The organism is Sporosarcina sp. FSL K6-3508 (assembly GCF_038615825.1).
Classification (GTDB): Bacteria; Bacillota; Bacilli; order Bacillales_A; family Planococcaceae; genus Sporosarcina; species Sporosarcina newyorkensis.
The window spans coordinates 2,837,480-2,856,246 of sequence record NZ_CP152016.1 but is presented as its reverse complement, the minus strand read 5'-3'; the positions used below and the strand labels follow the sequence as shown (position 1 = coordinate 2,856,246).

At 41.9% G+C, this 18,767-nt stretch carries 17 protein-coding genes; 14 read left to right on the top strand and 3 right to left on the bottom strand.

Going from position 1 to position 18,767, the window contains the following annotated elements:
• The first annotated feature begins 164 nt into the window (after positions 1–164).
• From MKX97_RS14250 to MKX97_RS14235, 4 genes are read left to right on the top strand one after another with little or no spacing between them, the layout of a single operon-like run.
• On the top strand, positions 165–1,376 hold the full coding sequence (locus MKX97_RS14250) for a DUF2399 domain-containing protein (RefSeq protein WP_221838304.1): 1,212 nt from the start codon (positions 165–167) through the stop codon (positions 1,374–1,376).
• Positions 1,352–2,743, top strand: coding sequence for a hypothetical protein (locus tag MKX97_RS14245; RefSeq protein ID WP_342536276.1), 1,392 nt, complete (start codon positions 1,352–1,354; stop codon positions 2,741–2,743). The genes MKX97_RS14250 and MKX97_RS14245 overlap by 25 nt, the downstream gene beginning before the upstream one ends.
• Positions 2,706–3,395 (top strand): hypothetical protein, encoded by a 690-nt coding sequence (locus MKX97_RS14240; RefSeq protein ID WP_342536275.1) that lies wholly within the window; start codon positions 2,706–2,708, stop codon positions 3,393–3,395. Before MKX97_RS14245 ends, MKX97_RS14240 begins: the two co-directional genes overlap by 38 nt.
• Positions 3,392–6,595: a chromosome segregation protein SMC gene (locus MKX97_RS14235; RefSeq protein ID WP_342536274.1), complete on the top strand. Its 3,204-nt coding sequence runs from the start codon at positions 3,392–3,394 to the stop codon at positions 6,593–6,595. Before MKX97_RS14240 ends, MKX97_RS14235 begins: the two co-directional genes overlap by 4 nt.
• A 40-nt stretch (positions 6,596–6,635) precedes the next feature.
• Here MKX97_RS14235 and MKX97_RS14230 read toward each other — a convergent pair whose 3' ends face one another.
• Positions 6,636–6,848, bottom strand: a complete 213-nt coding sequence (locus MKX97_RS14230; RefSeq protein WP_009498570.1) for a hypothetical protein — start codon at positions 6,846–6,848, stop codon at positions 6,636–6,638.
• A 116-nt stretch (positions 6,849–6,964) separates the two neighbouring features.
• Between MKX97_RS14230 and MKX97_RS14225 the strand changes: the two genes are divergently transcribed.
• From MKX97_RS14225 to MKX97_RS14205, 5 genes are all read left to right on the top strand, one after another.
• Complete coding sequence (locus MKX97_RS14225) at positions 6,965–7,597, top strand: alpha/beta hydrolase (protein WP_221838297.1); 633 nt, start codon at positions 6,965–6,967, stop codon at positions 7,595–7,597.
• A gap of 101 nt (positions 7,598–7,698) precedes the next feature.
• A complete protein-coding gene (locus MKX97_RS14220; RefSeq protein ID WP_078818452.1) occupies positions 7,699–8,493 on the top strand; it encodes a VLRF1 family aeRF1-type release factor in 795 nt (264 codons plus the stop codon).
• A gap of 135 nt (positions 8,494–8,628) precedes the next feature.
• On the top strand, positions 8,629–10,986 hold the full coding sequence (locus tag MKX97_RS14215; RefSeq protein WP_342536273.1) for a penicillin acylase family protein: 2,358 nt from the start codon (positions 8,629–8,631) through the stop codon (positions 10,984–10,986).
• Positions 10,987–11,123: 137 nt separating this feature from the next.
• On the top strand, positions 11,124–12,419 hold the full coding sequence (locus MKX97_RS14210) for a purine/pyrimidine permease (RefSeq protein WP_342536272.1): 1,296 nt from the start codon (positions 11,124–11,126) through the stop codon (positions 12,417–12,419).
• 11 nt (positions 12,420–12,430) lie between these two features.
• A complete protein-coding gene (locus tag MKX97_RS14205; protein WP_078818449.1) occupies positions 12,431–12,652 on the top strand; it encodes a hypothetical protein in 222 nt (73 codons plus the stop codon).
• A 56-nt stretch (positions 12,653–12,708) separates the two neighbouring features.
• Here MKX97_RS14205 and MKX97_RS14200 read toward each other — a convergent pair whose 3' ends face one another.
• Both MKX97_RS14200 and MKX97_RS14195 read right to left on the bottom strand, forming a co-directional pair.
• Complete coding sequence (locus MKX97_RS14200; RefSeq protein WP_176132597.1) at positions 12,709–12,864, bottom strand: hypothetical protein; 156 nt, start codon at positions 12,862–12,864, stop codon at positions 12,709–12,711.
• Between the two features lies 1 nt (position 12,865).
• Complete coding sequence (locus MKX97_RS14195; RefSeq protein WP_340760227.1) at positions 12,866–13,042, bottom strand: hypothetical protein; 177 nt, start codon at positions 13,040–13,042, stop codon at positions 12,866–12,868.
• A 151-nt stretch (positions 13,043–13,193) separates the two neighbouring features.
• On the opposite strand from MKX97_RS14195, the gene MKX97_RS14190 reads away from it, so the two are divergent.
• From MKX97_RS14190 to MKX97_RS14170, 5 genes are all read left to right on the top strand, one after another.
• The gene (locus MKX97_RS14190) at positions 13,194–13,748 is read left to right on the top strand and encodes a DJ-1/PfpI family protein (protein ID WP_342536270.1); all 555 of its coding nucleotides are present in this window, start codon (positions 13,194–13,196) and stop codon (positions 13,746–13,748) included.
• A 245-nt stretch (positions 13,749–13,993) separates the two neighbouring features.
• Positions 13,994–16,306 carry a penicillin acylase family protein gene (locus tag MKX97_RS14185; RefSeq protein WP_342536269.1) on the top strand — a complete coding sequence of 771 codons (2,313 nt, stop codon included), beginning with the start codon at positions 13,994–13,996 and terminating at the stop codon, positions 16,304–16,306.
• A 110-nt stretch (positions 16,307–16,416) separates the two neighbouring features.
• A complete protein-coding gene (gene namA / locus MKX97_RS14180) occupies positions 16,417–17,439 on the top strand; it encodes an NADPH dehydrogenase NamA (RefSeq protein WP_342536268.1) in 1,023 nt (340 codons plus the stop codon).
• Positions 17,440–17,577: 138 nt separating this feature from the next.
• Positions 17,578–17,901 (top strand): PadR family transcriptional regulator, encoded by a 324-nt coding sequence (locus tag MKX97_RS14175; protein WP_078818445.1) that lies wholly within the window; start codon positions 17,578–17,580, stop codon positions 17,899–17,901.
• Positions 17,898–18,764, top strand: a complete 867-nt coding sequence (locus MKX97_RS14170) for a permease prefix domain 1-containing protein (RefSeq protein ID WP_078818444.1) — start codon at positions 17,898–17,900, stop codon at positions 18,762–18,764. The genes MKX97_RS14175 and MKX97_RS14170 overlap by 4 nt, the downstream gene beginning before the upstream one ends.
• The last annotated feature ends 3 nt before the right edge of the window (positions 18,765–18,767 follow it).

Below are 18,767 nucleotides of genomic sequence, written 5' to 3'. Positions count from 1 at the left end.
AATATAGTTACTAAATATTTTAACGGCAGGAAACCGTCGCACTCTCATTTATAGAGAGTTTGCGGCGGTTTTTCTTCTCTCTCAAATTCCAGCAACCGTTAAAATGTGATATCCTTTATTTACATCTTCATAATAGTTAGAAAAAAGCGAGAGGACATGACGTCATGCAAACGGTGAGAGTGTTTTTGGAAACCCATATTTGCAAAGCAGGAGAGTCGATTCAACAGGTTGGCGAGAATGAATGGGAAATTCAAAAATGGACTGCTCGTACATACAAAACATTGGGCAACGTATTGGCGTCTGATGAATATGATATTCATCCACCGGAAGACATTGTGAAAATGAATCTGAAGCCAAATTCCCGCAGAGACTCGTTATCTCTTTCAGCTGAGTTGAAACAAGAAGCCCTTCTTAAAGGGTGGTTAGTTCAGGAAATACGGTTTAAATCAGATGGCAGAACTCCTTTAAGTTCAACCTACCGTATGGGGCCTGGGTTAGCGGAATACGAACGGCTAAAAAGGCAAGGAGTGATGGAAGCCGATGAATTATTACGTCAGACATTACTTGGGGAGCTCGAAATCTCTAAATCGGTCCTTCATGAGAGCTTCATTCAACAAGCGCAAAAATTCATTGTAGAACCAAAAGATGAGGAATCTTGGGGTAAAGAAAGAGTGCGGAAGTTTACGGAGTTCCTTATTGCTTATCTACAGTTAAAAAGACAGCAATCTGATATGGAGTTCAAAGAAATCGGTGCCGTCTATTACAAAAGAATTGGCGGTTCAAAAGTGTTTGACGCCTATCGCGAGCCTTTTATAGGTCGGATTGAAAAATGGATCGATGCGCCGATAAGTGAAATCGGCATTGTCAGTACAGGTTCTATTGTTCCAATCTTTTTTGCAGGAAATCTAACAGGCGAATTCTCGCAATATTCAATCGGTACTGTTCATGCCACAACGGAAATAGCCGTGACAGATGAAAGTTATGTAACGACTGCAACAGTTTTATGGTTGGTAGAAAACCGTGCGGTACTGACTAGAATGGCAAAAGAAGTTGATTTCCTAAAGGATACCTCTTCGCTGATCATCGGAGTAGATGGACAAGTACGGGGTGCGCATCGAAAATTAATTCAGCAGCTCTGTCGGAGTTCTTCTATTCAGCAGATTGTAATATGGGTAGATTATGATACCGCGGGCAGGATTATTGCTAAAGATATTGCAAATTTAACAGAAGGACTATCTGTGCGTTTTATCGGCAATGACGGAAATGTTTTCACATCCTTTCAAAAGTATACGGAGTGGACAGAAACGATTAGCGAAGCGGAACAAGAAATGACACTAAGGGGGCCAGCGGAATGGAGGAAGTGGATAAGCAGATAATATCTATTTTCAATACGGATGAACAGCAGCCTGAAATGGCACGAGCTATGCGAGATATTATTTCATTAGCCGGTGTGATGAAAGATCTGTCTTCTGAAGCTGTCTTCCATTCACCATTGGAGATGCTTCGCTTTTTACGGATTATTGAACTGATACACGAAGAGGCATACGGTCTTACTGAACCGATTGATAGTGCCGAGACGCTGTACTACCGATATCAGTCCCGTTTTCGTGATGAAGAGCCGCCGTCTAAATCGCGGGTTGATCAAATTGTTACGATACTTGCAAGCAATAATTGGATCAGTAAACAAACCCAGCAAATTAAAATGATGAGCGTTGGGAAACGGATGATGCACTCTTTGACTCGGCTTGCAAATGATTCCCTTGCGTATTATTTAGAGGATGACATTGGTCGTTCACTGTTTCAGGCGAGGAGAGACGCGGAAATCAGTGAAGCATATGACGATAAAGGAATTTCAGGCGGCAATGTCATCGCCAGTATGATCCGCAATGTCAGAGAGGCCAATGAAACGTTGAAAGAGCGGGAATTGGAACTGCTTGCGGATCGCAACGCCTTGCCGCAATTACAAGTAATTCATACGCTGATGGAAGATTTGGAACGTAAGCTGCATGAACGCTTTAATCAGTTCGAAACAATTGAAGACAGTCTTGTATTAAGCCATTTAATGCAAAATGGAGCTGGAGTACTTGCTGAAGGTACAAGCTTGTCACTTGGAATGGTCAATAAGTATCTTCAGTTTATGAATGTACAGCAAACGCCGCTCAAAACTGCCATTTCTCCTGAAAAAGTTCGGACGTTCATTACGAAAATGTTTCATCCGCCTGTGGAATCGGAAATTCCGAATGCACACCAGCTCTTTAGCTTTATGGAACAGGGACAGTACGAGGGGGAGGAGTTAGATGGCATCTGGATTCCCGTAAAATATGCTAGTCCCTTGTCACCTATGGATATTGAAAGCGGAATAGACTTTCTGGAAAACTATGAGCCTGTCGTAGCGGATATTGAAGAGGAACGCGACATAGAGTTCAGGCGAGAAACATTGGAAGTACAATCGATAGACGATTTAGTGGACGAGGCGATCTGGCTGTTAACGAAAGCGAGTATCGACACAGATAAGATTGAACAATATCTTGCCGAGAAAAAAGAGGCAGGAATAGAAGAAACAATGATTGAGACGAGTTCAGCGGACTGGGGAGATGCCATTCGCCAACTTCTTGGAATTGCTGCTATGGAAGCGAATAAAAAGGTGCAGATCAAATTGCAGCAACACGTAAAAGAATTAGATAAAGAATGGGAGTGGATTCGAGATGACGACCGAAAATTCAACATTCGAAAAAGAGAATAGCGAGGACTACTCATTAAACAGTTTACAGTCATTGCGCAGTATTTTAACTACTCGAGAAGAACAAACGTTTATGTCCATTCTCTTTTCTTCGAGTGCGACCATCCGGGCGAATAATTTTGGTCTATCTCGAAAAGAAGTGGAAAAGTTATTGGGCGTTTCCAAAGAAGACGCTTATTTTCATTCTTTTTTATCACGTGTAAACCAAGCCGTTGGTCGATATTATCGTTTGATTTATGATGAAGAACGGGATCAGGTAGTCGCTATGTTGCGGGTTCCTGCCCGTTCTGCCCGTCATACATTGTCCGAGGAAGCACTCGCAGTACTGTTGTTCATGTTTTATCAACAGGAAGTATTGAAGCATGAGTTTACATTATTAACCCAGTTACTGGAAGCGTTCGGCCATGAGATAAAGAAAGGAAGCCGCCGCATTCAGTTAGCAATCGATACATTACGAAAAATAGGCGCACTCGAAATCCAGACAGAATCGGGGAAAGAGGATGCGTATTGTTTAACGGCGATTGGAGTTCATATGTTTTCGGATTCATTTCTGCATAGGATGGTAGAATTCAGTCATTCCAATCAATTGTCAAAAGAAGACGTCATGAAATTCTTTAATCGTTATAATTTGTACGAGAAGGAGGGGTTCCTGTGATCCCTTGGCGATTACGGTATTCGGGTATTCGAGATTACGATGCGGAAGAGATGATTTTAGAAAATGCGAACGAACATATTCTCATCACAGGACCCAATGGTGCGGGAAAGTCGACCATCTCATTTTGCATGGGTGCGGTTCTGCGTTCCAGTAAGGTCGAAATCGAAGGTTTGAAGTCGCAAAATATTTCGGAAGACGAGACATGGAGAGCGGCGATCCATTTTTTATTCAAGAACGAAGGGTTATCTCGTATTGATGGCCCTCTTTTCATTGAATTCCGTCTAATATGCGAGCAACCGCCGAAGCAGCCAATCAAACTGCGCTACGAAGTTCATGACGGCGATGAAATGGAACAGCTGGAATTGCGGCAAACCTATCGCTCAGGTGACGCCAATAAAAATAATCTCAGTGCATATAAAAGAGAGCTGCAATTCAAATATAAAATTCATCCCGATCTATACTATTTAATTTGGTACCAGCAAGAAGTTAACCAATTTTCGGTCATGGCTCCTGAAGAACGGTTCCGTATCTTTAGTGAAATGCACGGTATTGATCGGATTCAAAAAGATTGGGAGACGAGTCTGGAAATTGTAAAAGAGGCACGGGAAGCTTATGTCATCGCAACGAATCAACAAAAGCAACATGAGTTTACTTTATCAGTCGCCAGAAACAATAAAGATCGCTTCAAGAACAATCAAAAACGAATTGTTGAGAATGGGATGCTGTTTGCATCAACCACTTATGCACTTCAATTAGGTGCTGAGAATGAACGCAAAGAGGTCGAAAAATATATCGAAGAGCGCAAACTGGAGTTAGAGGAAGTAGATGATCAGGCACAGGAATTCGTTGAAAAACTAGAAGAAAAGAATTCAAATACTCAACAGTTACAGGAGAAACAACAAGAAGTGGGGGAGCTGCTGGAAGAATCCAAAGTACAATCCAATGAGCAAGAAGAAAAAATAGAAGAAGTGAGGGAGGAAGTCGACACCTTACAAAGTGAATTAAGTACTCTGCAAGAAGCGTATTCGAAATTACCTTATCCAGAAGTAGAAACAAGGAATCGACTCGCTGCGGCGAACGACCAAGTTGAGACGTTAACGAGAAAAGAGGAACAGCTCAAGCCGCTGACTGACAAAGCAGGGCATTCAATAGAAGAGTACCGGCAAAGACAATCAAAATTACAAGCAACTATTGAACAGTGGGAAGAAAATAGTCAGATTCACACAGAAATAATGAATCGCTATTTGTCGAGCTATCAATTAGAAAAAGATCTTGCTGACTTAAACCATTCCTTACAAGAAAGAAAACAGCTGCTAGAACAGAAACAGGCTGAACATCGCATATTCAAAGACGAATTGGCAATGTTGGAAAAGAATCAAATTGAATCTGAGCGGCAGCAAGAAGCCATTCGCCATATGAAAGAACAAAATATCAAAGCGTTCACTTTACGTCATTTCATTAAGTTGATGGACCGAACACCAATTGAAAATGAGCGTCTTTTCGATACAATTAAATACACCATTTTTTACGATGCGGCAAGCTGTCAGCCGATCAATGATCTTTATCATGTCTCATTGAAAAAACTCATTCCGAATCGGGTTATTATAGATTTACCTAATCTTGGTTTGCAAATGCAAGAAGGGCTTTCTCAAAAAGAACAAAATCATGCAACACGTGTTCTTTGGTGGATTGAACAGTTTTTTACTTCGGAACAGCCAACGATTCAAAAAAATTGGTTGGTCGATACGCGTGGAACAAGGGGTCCGCAAGAACGGAATACGTATATCTTAAGTAAACGAGCTTTGGAAGAAAGAAAAAAGTTTCTTATACGGAAAATTGAAGAAATGCAAAAGGAAATTGATACACTCTCTCTGCAGTCAAATGAAGACAATGAAACTTTTCGTGTATGGAATGCGGATGTTCAAAAAGTAAGGGAAGCAGAAGCCTTTCTTTCGTTAAAGGCAGACCAGCAATACCGTATCGAACAGCTTGTGCAGTTGAAAACAGAGCAAATTCATTTAGTTGTACAGAAAAAAGAATATGAAACAGAAACGAAAGAGATTTGGAAGGAGAAGATTAAACAAGAGGGCGTGGTCAGTGTATTGCTAGAATACTTGGCAGTCTATGAACAATTCGGCCAGCACTCTGAAAAAATTGAACGTTTACAGAAACAACAACAGTTGTTAAAGCATTTAAAACAAGAGCTAATTGTATTACGAAATAAAGTTGAAGCATATGAAGATGAATTGGATCGTCTTCAAGATAGTTTAAGACAACTGCAAAGAGAGATTATCGACTTGAAAGATCAAGCAGAAGCAAATCAACGAACAAAAAAGCAGATTGCCAATCAACTGTCTGAAAAAGAAGATGAACGAATCGCATTGTCCAAAGACGAGACGAAGCAAAAAGAACAATTGAATGATCTCAGATTACTCGTGCCGGAATTAGTGGATCAAGCTTTAATGGAAGAACAGCTGCAAGAATCCAAATATACTCTCACAGTCAAACAAAACCAGGCGATGGTTGGTTTTGAAAATGCACGTAATGAACAGGGAATCGATCAGAACGCGATAGAAAATTTTCTGACGTTGGAACAAGAGGTGCTACGCAAGGAAGAGGAGTTGCATTCAGCGAAGAATCTTCTGGAAGAAAACGAAGAACGTGCTATTCAAAATGAACATCGATTGGAAACAGCGATTGAGATGCAAGTAACGAAGATCAACTTACTCTTCCAGCAATATATGGGAGAATTTCAATTCGAAAGTCAAATTAAATTTGAGAAATTTACGGATAAAAAAGACAGGCCGGTCTTCAAATTATTTATTTATGTGCGTAAAGAAGGGCATCTGGGAAAGTTTGAGGATGTGAGCTTAAAAGCCAGAGGCGGGCGAGTGGGTAAAGGCGTTTCAGGGGGAGAAGAATCATTAAGTTCTTTATTATTTGCGCTCTCACTTCTCCAAAATTTAGAGAACCAGGCAGGTTTTATAGTTCTGGATGAATTTGACAGTGCCTTGGATGAAACACGAAAAGCTACGGTTTTTAAAATGTACGCCAATAAATTGCAAAGAAAACTGATTATCCTTTCTCCAAAAGCACATGATAATGACTACTATAATCAATTCTCTAAAGCGTTTATTATTTCTCATGACCCAAAGGAAATGAAAAGTAAGGTCAGGGGAGTTCAAATCCGTAAAAAATAACTGCCGCTAACTGAAAATCAGTAGAGCGGCAAGTTGCCGATCATCTTTTGTTGGAAGATTGATTCTTATCATGATTTGTTTTGTTATTTTTGTTTTTGGCCTTTGCATCGAATTCGGCGGATAATTCTTCATTTAAATTGTCGTTCGGATTATTGTTGTTACTATTGCTGGCGTCTTTACTTTTGTTTTGATACGTATCTAATGGATTGTGAGTTCGTTCATTCATTGTTTTCTTGTTGTTTTTATTCCCCATGACGGCACACCTCCTAAAGAGTACTATGGACAGAATCAGGCGTTTTATTCTAGAGGATGTCGCTTCCATAGGTATTCGGAAAAATTATAGTGGATAAATATTAAAGAGGTGATCGCGTGAATGATCAAGTTCTTTTGCTTCATGGTTTCAATAAAAATTCTCGTGATATGAAGACACTTTCTACTTATTTAGAAGAACAAGGCTATCATTGCCGCTCCCTCAATCTTCCGTTAACACGTCTTGAATTTGATAAGTCTGTCCTTTTAGTGGAACAAGTGTTGAGTGAAATGGCGTTGCATAAGGATGCAAGAATTCACTTGGTTGGGCATAGTACAGGCGGGTTGTTAATACGAAAAGTTCTAAAAGAAACTGATAACCTGGCAGCGATCGGTCGATGTGTCCAAATTGCTACACCGAACCATGGCAGCCAACTTGCGTATGTTGCAAGCAAAATAGTCGGTTACACACAATATTTCAGAACGTTGCGCTCCCTGCATACCACCTATATAGAACAATTGAATTTATCAAATGATCCTCCTTGTCCTATTGGAGCAATTGCCGGGACACGAAATCATTTATGGCTCGGAAAATTACTGGAAGGTGATAATGACGGACGCATCGAATTAGCTTCCGTTCAGTATCCTGGATTAACGGATTTTATTTCAGTGCCTTATGGACATAAAGAAATCCACCACCAAAGGGAAGTTGCAGATCTGACTGTGCGCTTTTTAAAGCTGGGACAATTCTGACCTTTCAAATGTGCACATATAGAGTTTGAAAAAAAGTACTCTTGTAATTCCACGCTCAGTGGGCATGCTATAACTGAGGGAATGATGAGGAGGATGATCGGATGAATGTAAGCGAAGAATTAAAAAAGCTGAAGGCGTTTCGCTGTGATGATCGGTGTGTACTATCGGTGTACTTGAATACGAATCCTGCAGATCCTGACCAGCAACAAGCTGCTTGGAGAATTCATCTGAAGTCTGGATTGAAGCGGCTGGATGAATATCTTGTCGCTTCTGGTGATGAAAAAGAGTTGACTGCTTTTCGCTTGGTGAAAGACAAAGTCATGAAAGAAATTGAGCATAACCAGGGAGAATTGGCGAAAGGAGCCGTAATTTTTGCGGCGGCCGAGCCGGAGATTTGGTCTGTTCATTTTGTCCAAGTAGCAGTCAAAACAAGTTTTCATTGGGAAAATCATGCGATGACGGACGAACTGGAGTATATGTTAAAAGCATACCCTGAGTCAGGAATTGTACTCCCAAGTTACGGAGAGGTCCGAATTCTGGACACTGCGATGGGAAGGATCCGAGATGAGACGGTTTATGAATTTGACTCCGGTCTTGACGTCTGGAAAGAGCAGAAAGGGGTTAAGTCTTCAATCCAGCGTGGCGTAGGAGGACATACAGACGAATTTGACCAGCGTCTAAGAGCGAACCTTGGACGTTTCTATAAAGAGATGGGATCAATCGTCGGGAAAATGAAATCCAAAAGGGGCTGGAAGGAAGTTCATGTTGCAGGTGAGGCAGAACTCGCCAAAAGTTTTGCTTCCACCTTGCGAGAGAAACCAGAAAGTTGTATACACAAGAACTTCGGCAGAACGAAAAACGATCAAATCATCCAAAAAATCTTTGAATCCCGCTAATGATTTACGACATACTGCTTATTCATGACATAAGCAGTATGTCTTTTTTATTTTAGCGCTGTTCCCATTATTAAAGGAATATACAAATAATTCTAGAATACTATCATAGTATGATAGTTAAAAGGGGGATGGAAAATGGGGCGCGGAAGAAAGATCACATTATGGAGTATCAGTTTGTTGGCGTTAATAGCTGTTATTTTTGCTATATTTGCAAACGCTTACATATCGAAGTCGAAACCTTTAATCGCCGGTGAGCATCAGGTGACATTTGTGGATCAAGATGTAGTGATCACACGAGATAAGGATGGTGTACCACATATTAAAGCACAGTCTGATGAGGATCTTTACCGTGCGCAAGGATACGTGCAAGCGCAAGACCGCTTATTTCAAATGGATTTAGCCCGTCGACAAGCGAGTGGCCGGTTAGCAGAAGTGATAGGGGAGGAAGCTGTTGCTAATGATAAGCTCTTCCGCACATTTAGTTTGCGGGCAGCCGCAGAAGCTTCATATGATGGCTATAGTGATCAAGCAAAAGAGGTGTTGAACTGGTATGCAGAAGGTGTCAATGCATTTATTAACGAAGCGAAAGACACGCACAAGCTATCCTATGAATTTAAACTTCTTGGGTACGAACCAGAAACCTGGACTCCGGAAGATTCATTAACGATTGGCAAATATATGGCCTATGACTTGGGCGGTAAATGGCAGCCGCAAGCATTTCGACATTGGGCTCTGAATGCCTTTTCTGAGGAGAAAGCAAAAGAGTTATTCATTACGTATCCTGAAAACGCAGAGTCAATCATGGCAGCAAATAAAGAGAACCAAGTGGAAGTAGCGGGAAGATTTCTCCCGGAATTATCACCTCCTGAATTCAATGGCAGCAATAACTGGGTTGTCTCAGGAGAAAAGACTGCTTCTGGCATGCCACTCCTGGCGGATGACCCGCATCTCGGGTTGAGTACGCCTTCCATCTGGTATCAGATGCATTTGCAATCACCCGATCAAAATGTAGGCGGTGTAATTTTTGCGGGAATACCGGGAATTATACTAGGCCACAATGAAGAGATTGCATGGGGCGTCACAAATGTCGGTCCTGATGTACAAGATCTTTATATTGAGATCCCGCATCCAAGTGAAAAAGGAAAGTTTCGCTACGACGACAAATGGGAGCAAGCTGAAGTCCGTGACGAAACAATTCGGGTTAAAGACGGCAAAGACATTCCATTTGAAGTCGTGGTGACCAGACATGGTCCGATCATTTCAGATGTAATTTACAAAGAGGAAGATCCGGAAGCTTTGTTTTCGATGCAATGGACGGCACTTGAGCCGACAACGGAATTGGAAGCCATTATGAAGATGAATAAAGCGGCCGATTGGGAGAGCTTTGAGAAAGCCTTAGAGAACTTTCATGCACCTGCACAGAACTTTGTTTTCGCCGCAAAAGATGGAACAATTGCATACAAAGCGAACGGTCGAATCCCTATACGTAAACAAGGTGATGCGCAATTAGCTGTGCCTGGCGCTTCTTCCGAATATGGTTGGGAAGGGTATATTCCATATGACGAACTTCCGCGCGTAGTGAATCCAGATGAGGGATTCATCGCAACGGCAAATAATGAAGTAGTTGATGATTCGTATCCTTATCATATAACGAAATTTTGGGCGCAGCCTTACAGATATGAACGGATTGCAGAAGTGCTGAGAGAAGGTGATGAATTCACGGCAGAAGATATGATGAAGCTGCAGATGGACCAAAAGAATCTTTACGCAGCAGAGTTTTTGGACTCGATGATTGGATCAGTTGAAAAGAAAGACCAAGACGGAAACTATCAAGGGAGTATAAAATTACTGAAAGATTGGGATCAAGTCGATTCGAAAGAAAGCAGTGCACCTCTTATTTTCCATAAATGGATGAGACAGTTGCAGTTTGAGATGTTCCAGGATGACATGCCGGAAGATGTCTTTGCATTGATGCCAGGTAAAGGGCAGATTACAGATGAACTTTTACGCAAGGGTTACAATGGCGAAGCAAGCGTCTGGCTGAATGAGCAAAAAGGCGTTGATCAATGGGTGTATTCCTCCTTCATGAATGCGATCAAAGAAATTGAAGCAGATTTCGGTAATAAGCCGGAAAAATGGCAGTGGGGTGATTTTCATCAATTAACTTTTCCTCATTCGTTGGCTAGTGCATCGCCGATATTCGAGAAGCTGTTAAATCCCAAAAAGCAACCGATTGGCGGATCGAATATAACGGTGCAGGCGGCTGCTTTTAAAGATGATGGATCAGTGAACCATGGGGCGTCTTGGCGATTTGTAGCGGACTTGAATGATCTGTCGAAGACGTATCATATTGTCGGACCGGGACAAAGCGGGCACATGAAGTCCAAGTGGTTTCATGATCAGGCAGAGGATTGGGCGTTAGGTGATTTCCATGAGACGATTTTGACAGGAGAAGTGTCAAATGGACGCGTGTTGACATTGAAGGCTGAATAAAACAGCAGACACAGACGGACAGCCGAAAATGGCTGTCTGTTTGTGTCTGACTGTTGTAAAACTAAAACATAATGGCTGCTTGCGTGGTATACTGAAATACATCAAAATTTGCACGGTTACATCGGGGGAATTATCAAATGAAACATCTAGCAGGCGGCATCCAATGGACAGTCTTTCTTATCGCATCCTCTATTGCAGCACCTATAGCAATTGCACACGTATTCGGCATGGATGCGGTAGCAACCTCACTATTCATGCAGCGAACCATTTTCGTACTCGGCATCGCCTGTCTCATTCAGGCATTTTTCGGTCACCGTATGCCAATTAACGAAGGGCCTGCCGGATTATGGTGGGGAATTTATGTAGTGTATGCCGGTATGGTTGGCATCTTTTATTCCACTTCAACAGATGCACTGCAAGCATTGCAAAGCGGCATGCTCTATAGTGGTGTTCTATTTATAATTTTGGCAGCTACCGGAGTCATCACGAAAATGAAGGCACTCTTTACTCCTGCGATTACATTTACTTATTTATTGTTGCTGATTTTACAGTTAAGTGGAACATTTATTAAAGGCATGATGGGCGTGGAGGAAGCGGGAGATCATTTAGATCCCATAATTTTAGGCGGAAGTTTCGTCGTTTTATTGATTACGTTCATTGCGATGGCCAATAAACGACCAACTGTTTCGAAGTATGCAGTGTTGATTTCCATTCTATTCGGGTGGGGACTTTTTCTGTTGCTTGGGAAGACACCTACTGTTGCGAAAGTTTCGGATCAATTTATTCAATTACCGCAACTATTTGTTTATGGGAAGCCTGTATGGGATGGCGGTGTACTCGTTACAGCCATTTTTATCACATTCCTGCTAGTTGCAAATATGCTGGCGTCGATCCGCGTTATGGAGCATTTATTGACGCATTCGTTCAATATCACACCGCCTGATCGGCTGCGCCAAGGAGCTTTCGCTTCAGGGTTCATCCATCTGATCGCTGGTTTGTTTTCCGCTATTGGTTCCGTGCCGATATCTGGATCAGCAGGGTTTGTAGGTACGACACGTATGCATTCAATCAAGCCGTTCATTATTGGGAGCGGGCTTCTTGTCCTCATGACGTTATTTCCTAGTGTCATGGCCTTTTTCGCCGCTTTGCCTGCTCCTGTTGCCTATGCCGTGACGTTTGCAATCTTTACCAAAATGGTCTCGATGGCATTCAATGAACTGGATGCAGATCCAGAAAAAGAGCGTGCACGGCAGGCTGTGGCGTTCGGTCTGATGGTCGGTGTCGGGACCATGTTCGTGCCGGCTGAAAGCTTATCAGAACTTCCGGCCATAATCGCCTCTACTCTTTCTAACGGGTTGATTACAGGTACGATCTTAGCTATTTTAATTGAGCAGTTTATGATACGTCGTAGTAAGAAAAAAGCGAACCATTAGGAGGGAATGCCGTGAAGTTTTTTGAGTGGGAGATCGAAATGAATCCAAAGATGAAACCTTATATGGATATGGAGAATCGCCGGGTTGCGATTTTAACGAAAGAAGATGATGAAATTCATATGACGATGGAGTTGGATGAGCAAGATCGTTTAGTTTTTCACCCGCGTTGGAACTGTAATGTTATTCTGCTCGGTGAAAAGCATATCCGATTGACACTGAATCAAGAAGAATAAAAAATCAAAAGCTTGTCACACCATACATTCGGGTGACAAGCTTTCTTAGATCCGAATTACTTCGTTTGATTGGAACTGCTCTGCTTTTTTCTTTCTTCTATACGTTGTGTAAGCATCTCATTGATTTCATTGTAGCTTGGACCAGATTCTGCATTTAGCCTCTTTACTTCCTCGATGTCTGTACCCGCCACTGTATACTTTTTCTTTTCCATTTCATCGACTCCTTTTATTTTCAGTTTTACGATATGTTTCTTTCAACGCTTCCCGGTACTCTTTTCCTGTCGCATTTTCACGCACCCGCGCGGCCTCTGCTTCACTTGCTTCGAAATCCAAACCGATTTCTGTATTAATCGTTTCTTTATGAAAAAGATGGCGTATATTTTTATCCATATTGATCCCTCCTTTTTCTAATATGGCTATTTCCGTTAGAAAAAATGTATGACTATAGGATTTTCATCAAAAGAAAGAGGATTCATTGTTGAAATGTCGAATCAAATGAAATAGGAACATAATTCAGAATTGAGAGAGAGAGGGATTGTAGATGAGCAAAAAAGTATTGATTCTAGGCGGAGATGCGGTTGAAGCATTGGAGATTTTCTATCCGTATTATCGTTGCTTAGAAGAAGGATTTGAGACTACGATTGCTTCCCCATCTGTAAAAAAATTATACACAGTTACTCATGATTTCATTGATGGAATGGAGACGTATGTGGAAAAGCCTGCGTACGGTTTAGATTCAAACATAGCTTTTGCGGATGTCAACCCAGCTGATTATGATGCATTAATCATACCTGGCGGCCGGGCGCCAGAGTATATCCGGCTGGATGAATCACTGCCAGGAATTGTGCGACATTTCTTTGAAGAAAATAAACCTGTTGCGGCAGTTTGTCATGCTGCACAAGTATTATCTGTGATCCCAGATCTTATGCAGGACAGAGAGTATACGGCTTATATCGCTTGCAAACCAGACGTGACTGCCACAGGAGCTACTTACATTGAGAAAGATCTTCATACAGAAGGGAACTTGGTTTCTGGGCATGCTTGGCCGGACTTGCCAGGTTTAATGAGAGAGTTTATGAAAATGGTAAATAAGTAAGTCTAAAAGACGTAAAACCCTTTCTACTGGGTTTTACGTCTTTTAAATGATTCTAAGGATAACTAGTTAAACTGAAAAACTTCCACGTCTTCTATGCTTCTTGTACGTCTCGCTAACTTCAACTGGCCGATTTTTAATAAATTTCTAATTTTAGCCGTTCCCGAACGCCAAAACTTGCATAAGGTAAATAAGGATACTGCTAACGTTCTTTCGGGCGATCGGTTCTTACTGAAGGAGGGCGTAAAATGTATAGATGGAAGAAGTTTCGTGAATGGCAGACAGCTTATTCTATGTTGCGGGCTCTTCCTACGACTAAAGGCACCATAAAAATTCATGGCTTAGTGAATTCGGTGCTGGTAGTACGGGATGAGCAGGGAGTCCCTCATATTGAAGCTAGAAATGAACATGATTTATATTTTGCACAAGGGTATGTGCAAGCGCAAGATCGGTTATTTCAAATGGACTTATTAAAAAGACAGTGTTCAGGCAGATTAAGTGAGATATTTGGGAAATCAACTCTTCATAGGGATCAATTCTTTCGAACAATCGGATTATACCGTGCTGCAGAAAAGTCACTTCCGCAGTATTCTGTCAAGACTAAAAAAATCTTGCACTCTTTTACACAAGGGGTGAATGCATATATAAAGGATGCGATTTGCAGACGCAAATTGCCCATTGAGTTTATTTTGCGTTCCTATCAGCCAGAAGAGTGGACACCGACTGATTGTATTGCAATAGGAAAACTGATGGCATTTAATTTAGGAGGGAACTGGCAAGGGCAAGCGTTCAAATACTGGGCATTGCATAATTTGTCTGAAGAAAAATGGAAAGACTTACTTCCCGAGACAGCAGGTGATTATGAAGAAGCGGCTGCGTATTGTATGGGTCACCCTTTAAATGTGGCGGCTATCTTTAAACACGCACCAATCGTAACTGACATAAATGGAGGTAACAGTTGGGTGCTGAGCGGAAAGAAAAGTAAGAATGGCAAGCCTATGTTGGCCGCTGATCCGAATTTTTCACTTGGAACGCCTGCTATTTTGTATCAAATGCATTTAAAGTCGTGTGAAGTGAATGTATGTGGGGTTATTTTTCCGGGAATGCCAGGTATTCTGTTGGGGCATAACGAGCATATTGCATGGGGAGCTGTGAATACAAGACCCGACGTGCAAGATCTCTATATTGAAAAAAGACATCCTGAAAAACCGTATACCTATTTATATAATGATGAATGGTACGAAGCGCACTTAATCAGTGAAGTCATTCAGATAAAAGGAAGTCCTCCTGTACTATTTCAAATTCAAGAGACGAGACACGGACCCGTGTTCTTTGAGTTTCTGCAGGACCTGTCCCATACAGCTTTGTCATTGCGGTGCACTGCAATGGAACCAACAAAAGAAATCGAAGCGATAATCGCAATAAATTCAGCGACGAATTGGGGAGAATTTGAAAAGGGGCTTGAAGACTTTCATGCACCTGCCCAGAACTTTGTCTATGCTTCAATTGATGGGACGATTGCTTACAAGGCAAATGGGCGTATACCAGTCCGGAAGAAAGGTAATGGCTTACTCCCGGTGCCGGGTTGGAACGATGAATTTGAGTGGGATGGTTTTATACCGTACGACAAACTTCCACGTATGGTGAATCCTGTAGAAGACTTCATTTCTACAGCGGAATTGGAAGTAGAAGAAGACTACCCCTATCACATAAGTCATGCATTATCGCGACCTTATCGACAGCTGCGCATTCAAGAAGTGTTGCAAGCTGGAAGCCACTTTACAGTGCAAGACATGAAACGACTGCAAATGGATAAAATGAATTTGTACGCAGCTGAGTTCATCCCTCTTTTTCTGGACTGCTTGCGGCCGATGAAAAAGACGATGCCAATTCGGCGGGCATTGGGAATATTGGAGAAGTGGAAATTTGAAGACCGCGTCAATGAGGCGGCTCCTCTTTTGTTTCATTTGTGGATGAGTGAAATCCAGAAGCTTTTATTGGAGAAGGAGATTCCTGAAGAGGCACTGCGCTTATTTGACGGCAAGGAACAAATAGTAGAATGTATGCTGTTTCAAGCACTGCAGAAAAAGTCTGAATCAGTGTGGGTTACACAAGCAGGCGGAATTTCTGAGGTGCTCTATCAGGCACTCAACAAATGCTTAAAGCGTGCGGAAGTTCAGTACGGGAAAAACATGAAGGAATGGAAATGGGGCGATTATCACCGGTTGTATTTTGAACATCCTTTCAGTAAAACAAGTACTTTTGCTAAGGAACTTTTTAATCGAACGAAGCCTTTGCCTGTTGGAGGAAGCCAAGTGACAGTCCAATCGGCTGGATTTAATGAAGCAGGGACTGTTCATCATGGCGCATGCTGGCGGTTCGTAAAGGATTGGTCTAACCGGTTTAACGCGCATCATATTGTGGGGCCTGGGCAATCGGGACATGTGAAAAGTCAATGGTATGCAAACCAGCTGTCTGATTGGATGTATGGAAATTATCATATAACAGAATTGAAGATGGCGGAGTCCACTTATTATTTACGTTTAGTACCAAAGGGATAAATGGTCAGTAAGGGAGACATTCTATCCAGAAGGATAGAGTTCTCCCATCATATAAAGTTAATGGAACTTTGATATACTTTGTATATCAGCTAAATAAGGAGGATCATTTCATGGCAACTTTATTTACACCTTATACAATTCGTGGCGTGGAGTTCAAGAATCGTATCGTCATGTCACCGATGTGTATGTACTCTTCTCACAATCAAGACGGAAAAGTAGGGGATTGGCATAAGGTTCACTATCCAACCCGTGCAGCGGGACAAGCTGGTCTAATCATAGTAGAAGCTACCGCTGTTCAACCGGAAGGCAGAATTTCCAATGAGGATCTAGGGATTTGGTCAGATGATCATATCGAGGGATTATCCGAACTGGTTCGATTAATAAAAGGGTATGATGCCCGTACAGGTATTCAATTAGCTCATGCCGGTAGAAAATCGACAGTAGAAGGGGATATCTATGCGCCAAGCCCCATTCGATTCAGTGAGCAGTACAAAACCCCGGTTGAAATGACTAGAGAGGATATTAAAGAAACGATTGAGTCCTTTAAAGCAGCAGCCATCCGTGCCAAGCAAGCAGGATTCGACGTCATAGAAATACATGGTGCCCATGGTTATTTGATCAATGAATTTCTATCGCCATTATGTAATACCCGTGCAGATGAGTATGGAGGTTCGTCTGAAAATCGATACCGACTCTTGAGACAAGTTATTGACGCAGTTCGATCTGTGTGGGAGGGACCTTTATTCGTCAGAATTTCTGCTGAAGAATATGCGGAAAACGGCATGGATACCACACAATATATAGAGATGGTACGTTGGATGAAAACTCAAGGCGTCGATTTAATAGACGTCAGCTCGGGTGGTGTAGTGCCTGCAGCCATCAATGCCTTCCCAGGCTATCAAGTGCCGTACGCAGATCAAATTCGAAAAGAAGCAGATATTCCAACAGGGGCAGTCGGTTTGATTACTTCCGCTATTCAAGCAGAAGAAATTTTACAAAATGGACGAGCTGATCTAGTCCTGCTCGCCCGTGAATTACTGCGAAATCCTTATTGGCCGTACAGTGCTGCAAGTGAACTGGGCGTCAAAATTGAACCTCCTGCGCCTTATGAACGCGGTTGGACATTTTCTTGAATATAGGAGACTCAAATTTTATTCAATAACACATTCGCTGCCTTACCGAAATGAATAAGATATCGGTAAGGTGTTTTTTTGTCATCTACATTGTAATGCGATGTACATCGTGTTATGATGCGAAAGAGGTGAAGCATTATGGATCAGGAAATGATGAAAGGCAGTATCGATTTAATTTTGCTGTCGTTGATTGCACAGCGGGATTTATACGGCTATGAAATCGTCAAGGTTTTAAAAGAATTAAGTAATGATACGTACGAAATGAGTGAAGGAACTTTATATGCTGCTTTAAAGCGTTTGGAGAAAAAGGGTTGGGTGGAGTCTTATTGGCAAGGAACAGAAGGAAGCAGAAGGAAATATTATCGACTGACGGATGAAGGCGGAGTTGCGTTAGGAAATAAGCAAGAAAATTGGGAGTGGATGAACGCTCTTGTCCGCAAAAGTTCAGAAGGTTTGACATGACGGAAGTATTCGAACGATTTGTAAAAGGTATTGTGAGACAGACTGATAGCAATCACGAAGAAAGTATGGATTTAAACGAAGAATTGCTTAGTCATCTGCACTGTTCCTACGAAGACTTACTCAATGAAGGTTATTCCAAAGAGGAGGCGATGAAGATGGCAATGATGAATTTCGGCGATGAAAAAGAGGTCGGAAAACAGCTTCAGCAAGCGATGTATCCGTATCGCAGGGGGATGATGCTGATTCTTGCAAGTGCTTCATTAATTTTTGCCTATAGCGTTTACTTGCTGGATTTGTTCATGAACGGTGATGCCCATTTGATCTGGCTCGTGCTGGCAGTGCTTGTTGCTACATCGATTTTAACGGTCATATTGCACCCTGTCCAATCGTTAAACCGCCGTTTGTGGATGAACGGTCTGCTGATTAGTCATATCTTTATTTTCTCTTATGGCAGCTTAATGTCAGCTTACTTGGATCGCCCTTATTCCACAATTTCAGGCTTCTTTTCCTATGCCCTTGTATTGCTGGCGATTATACTAGTGTATCGCACGACGATCTATGACTTTCCATCTTCTAAACAGCTATTGCAGAAAGATGCGAAATGGATCCATTTTATTAATATTACGATGGGCATTGTACTGATTTTTATCACGTTATTTTTGCTGTGGGCATTTTTGTTGTTTTCAGAGGGGTTGCAAGCTTCATTATTATTGCTCTTGCTGCCGATCGGTCTGTGGATGCTATTGTATGCGGTTCAAATGCGCTTACTGGCTGCTCAACGTAAAAAAATAGCCTACACTATTGCAATCACGCAGCTTTTATTGATTGGCGTTACTCTAGTAATCTGGGTGTATGGAATATAGAAG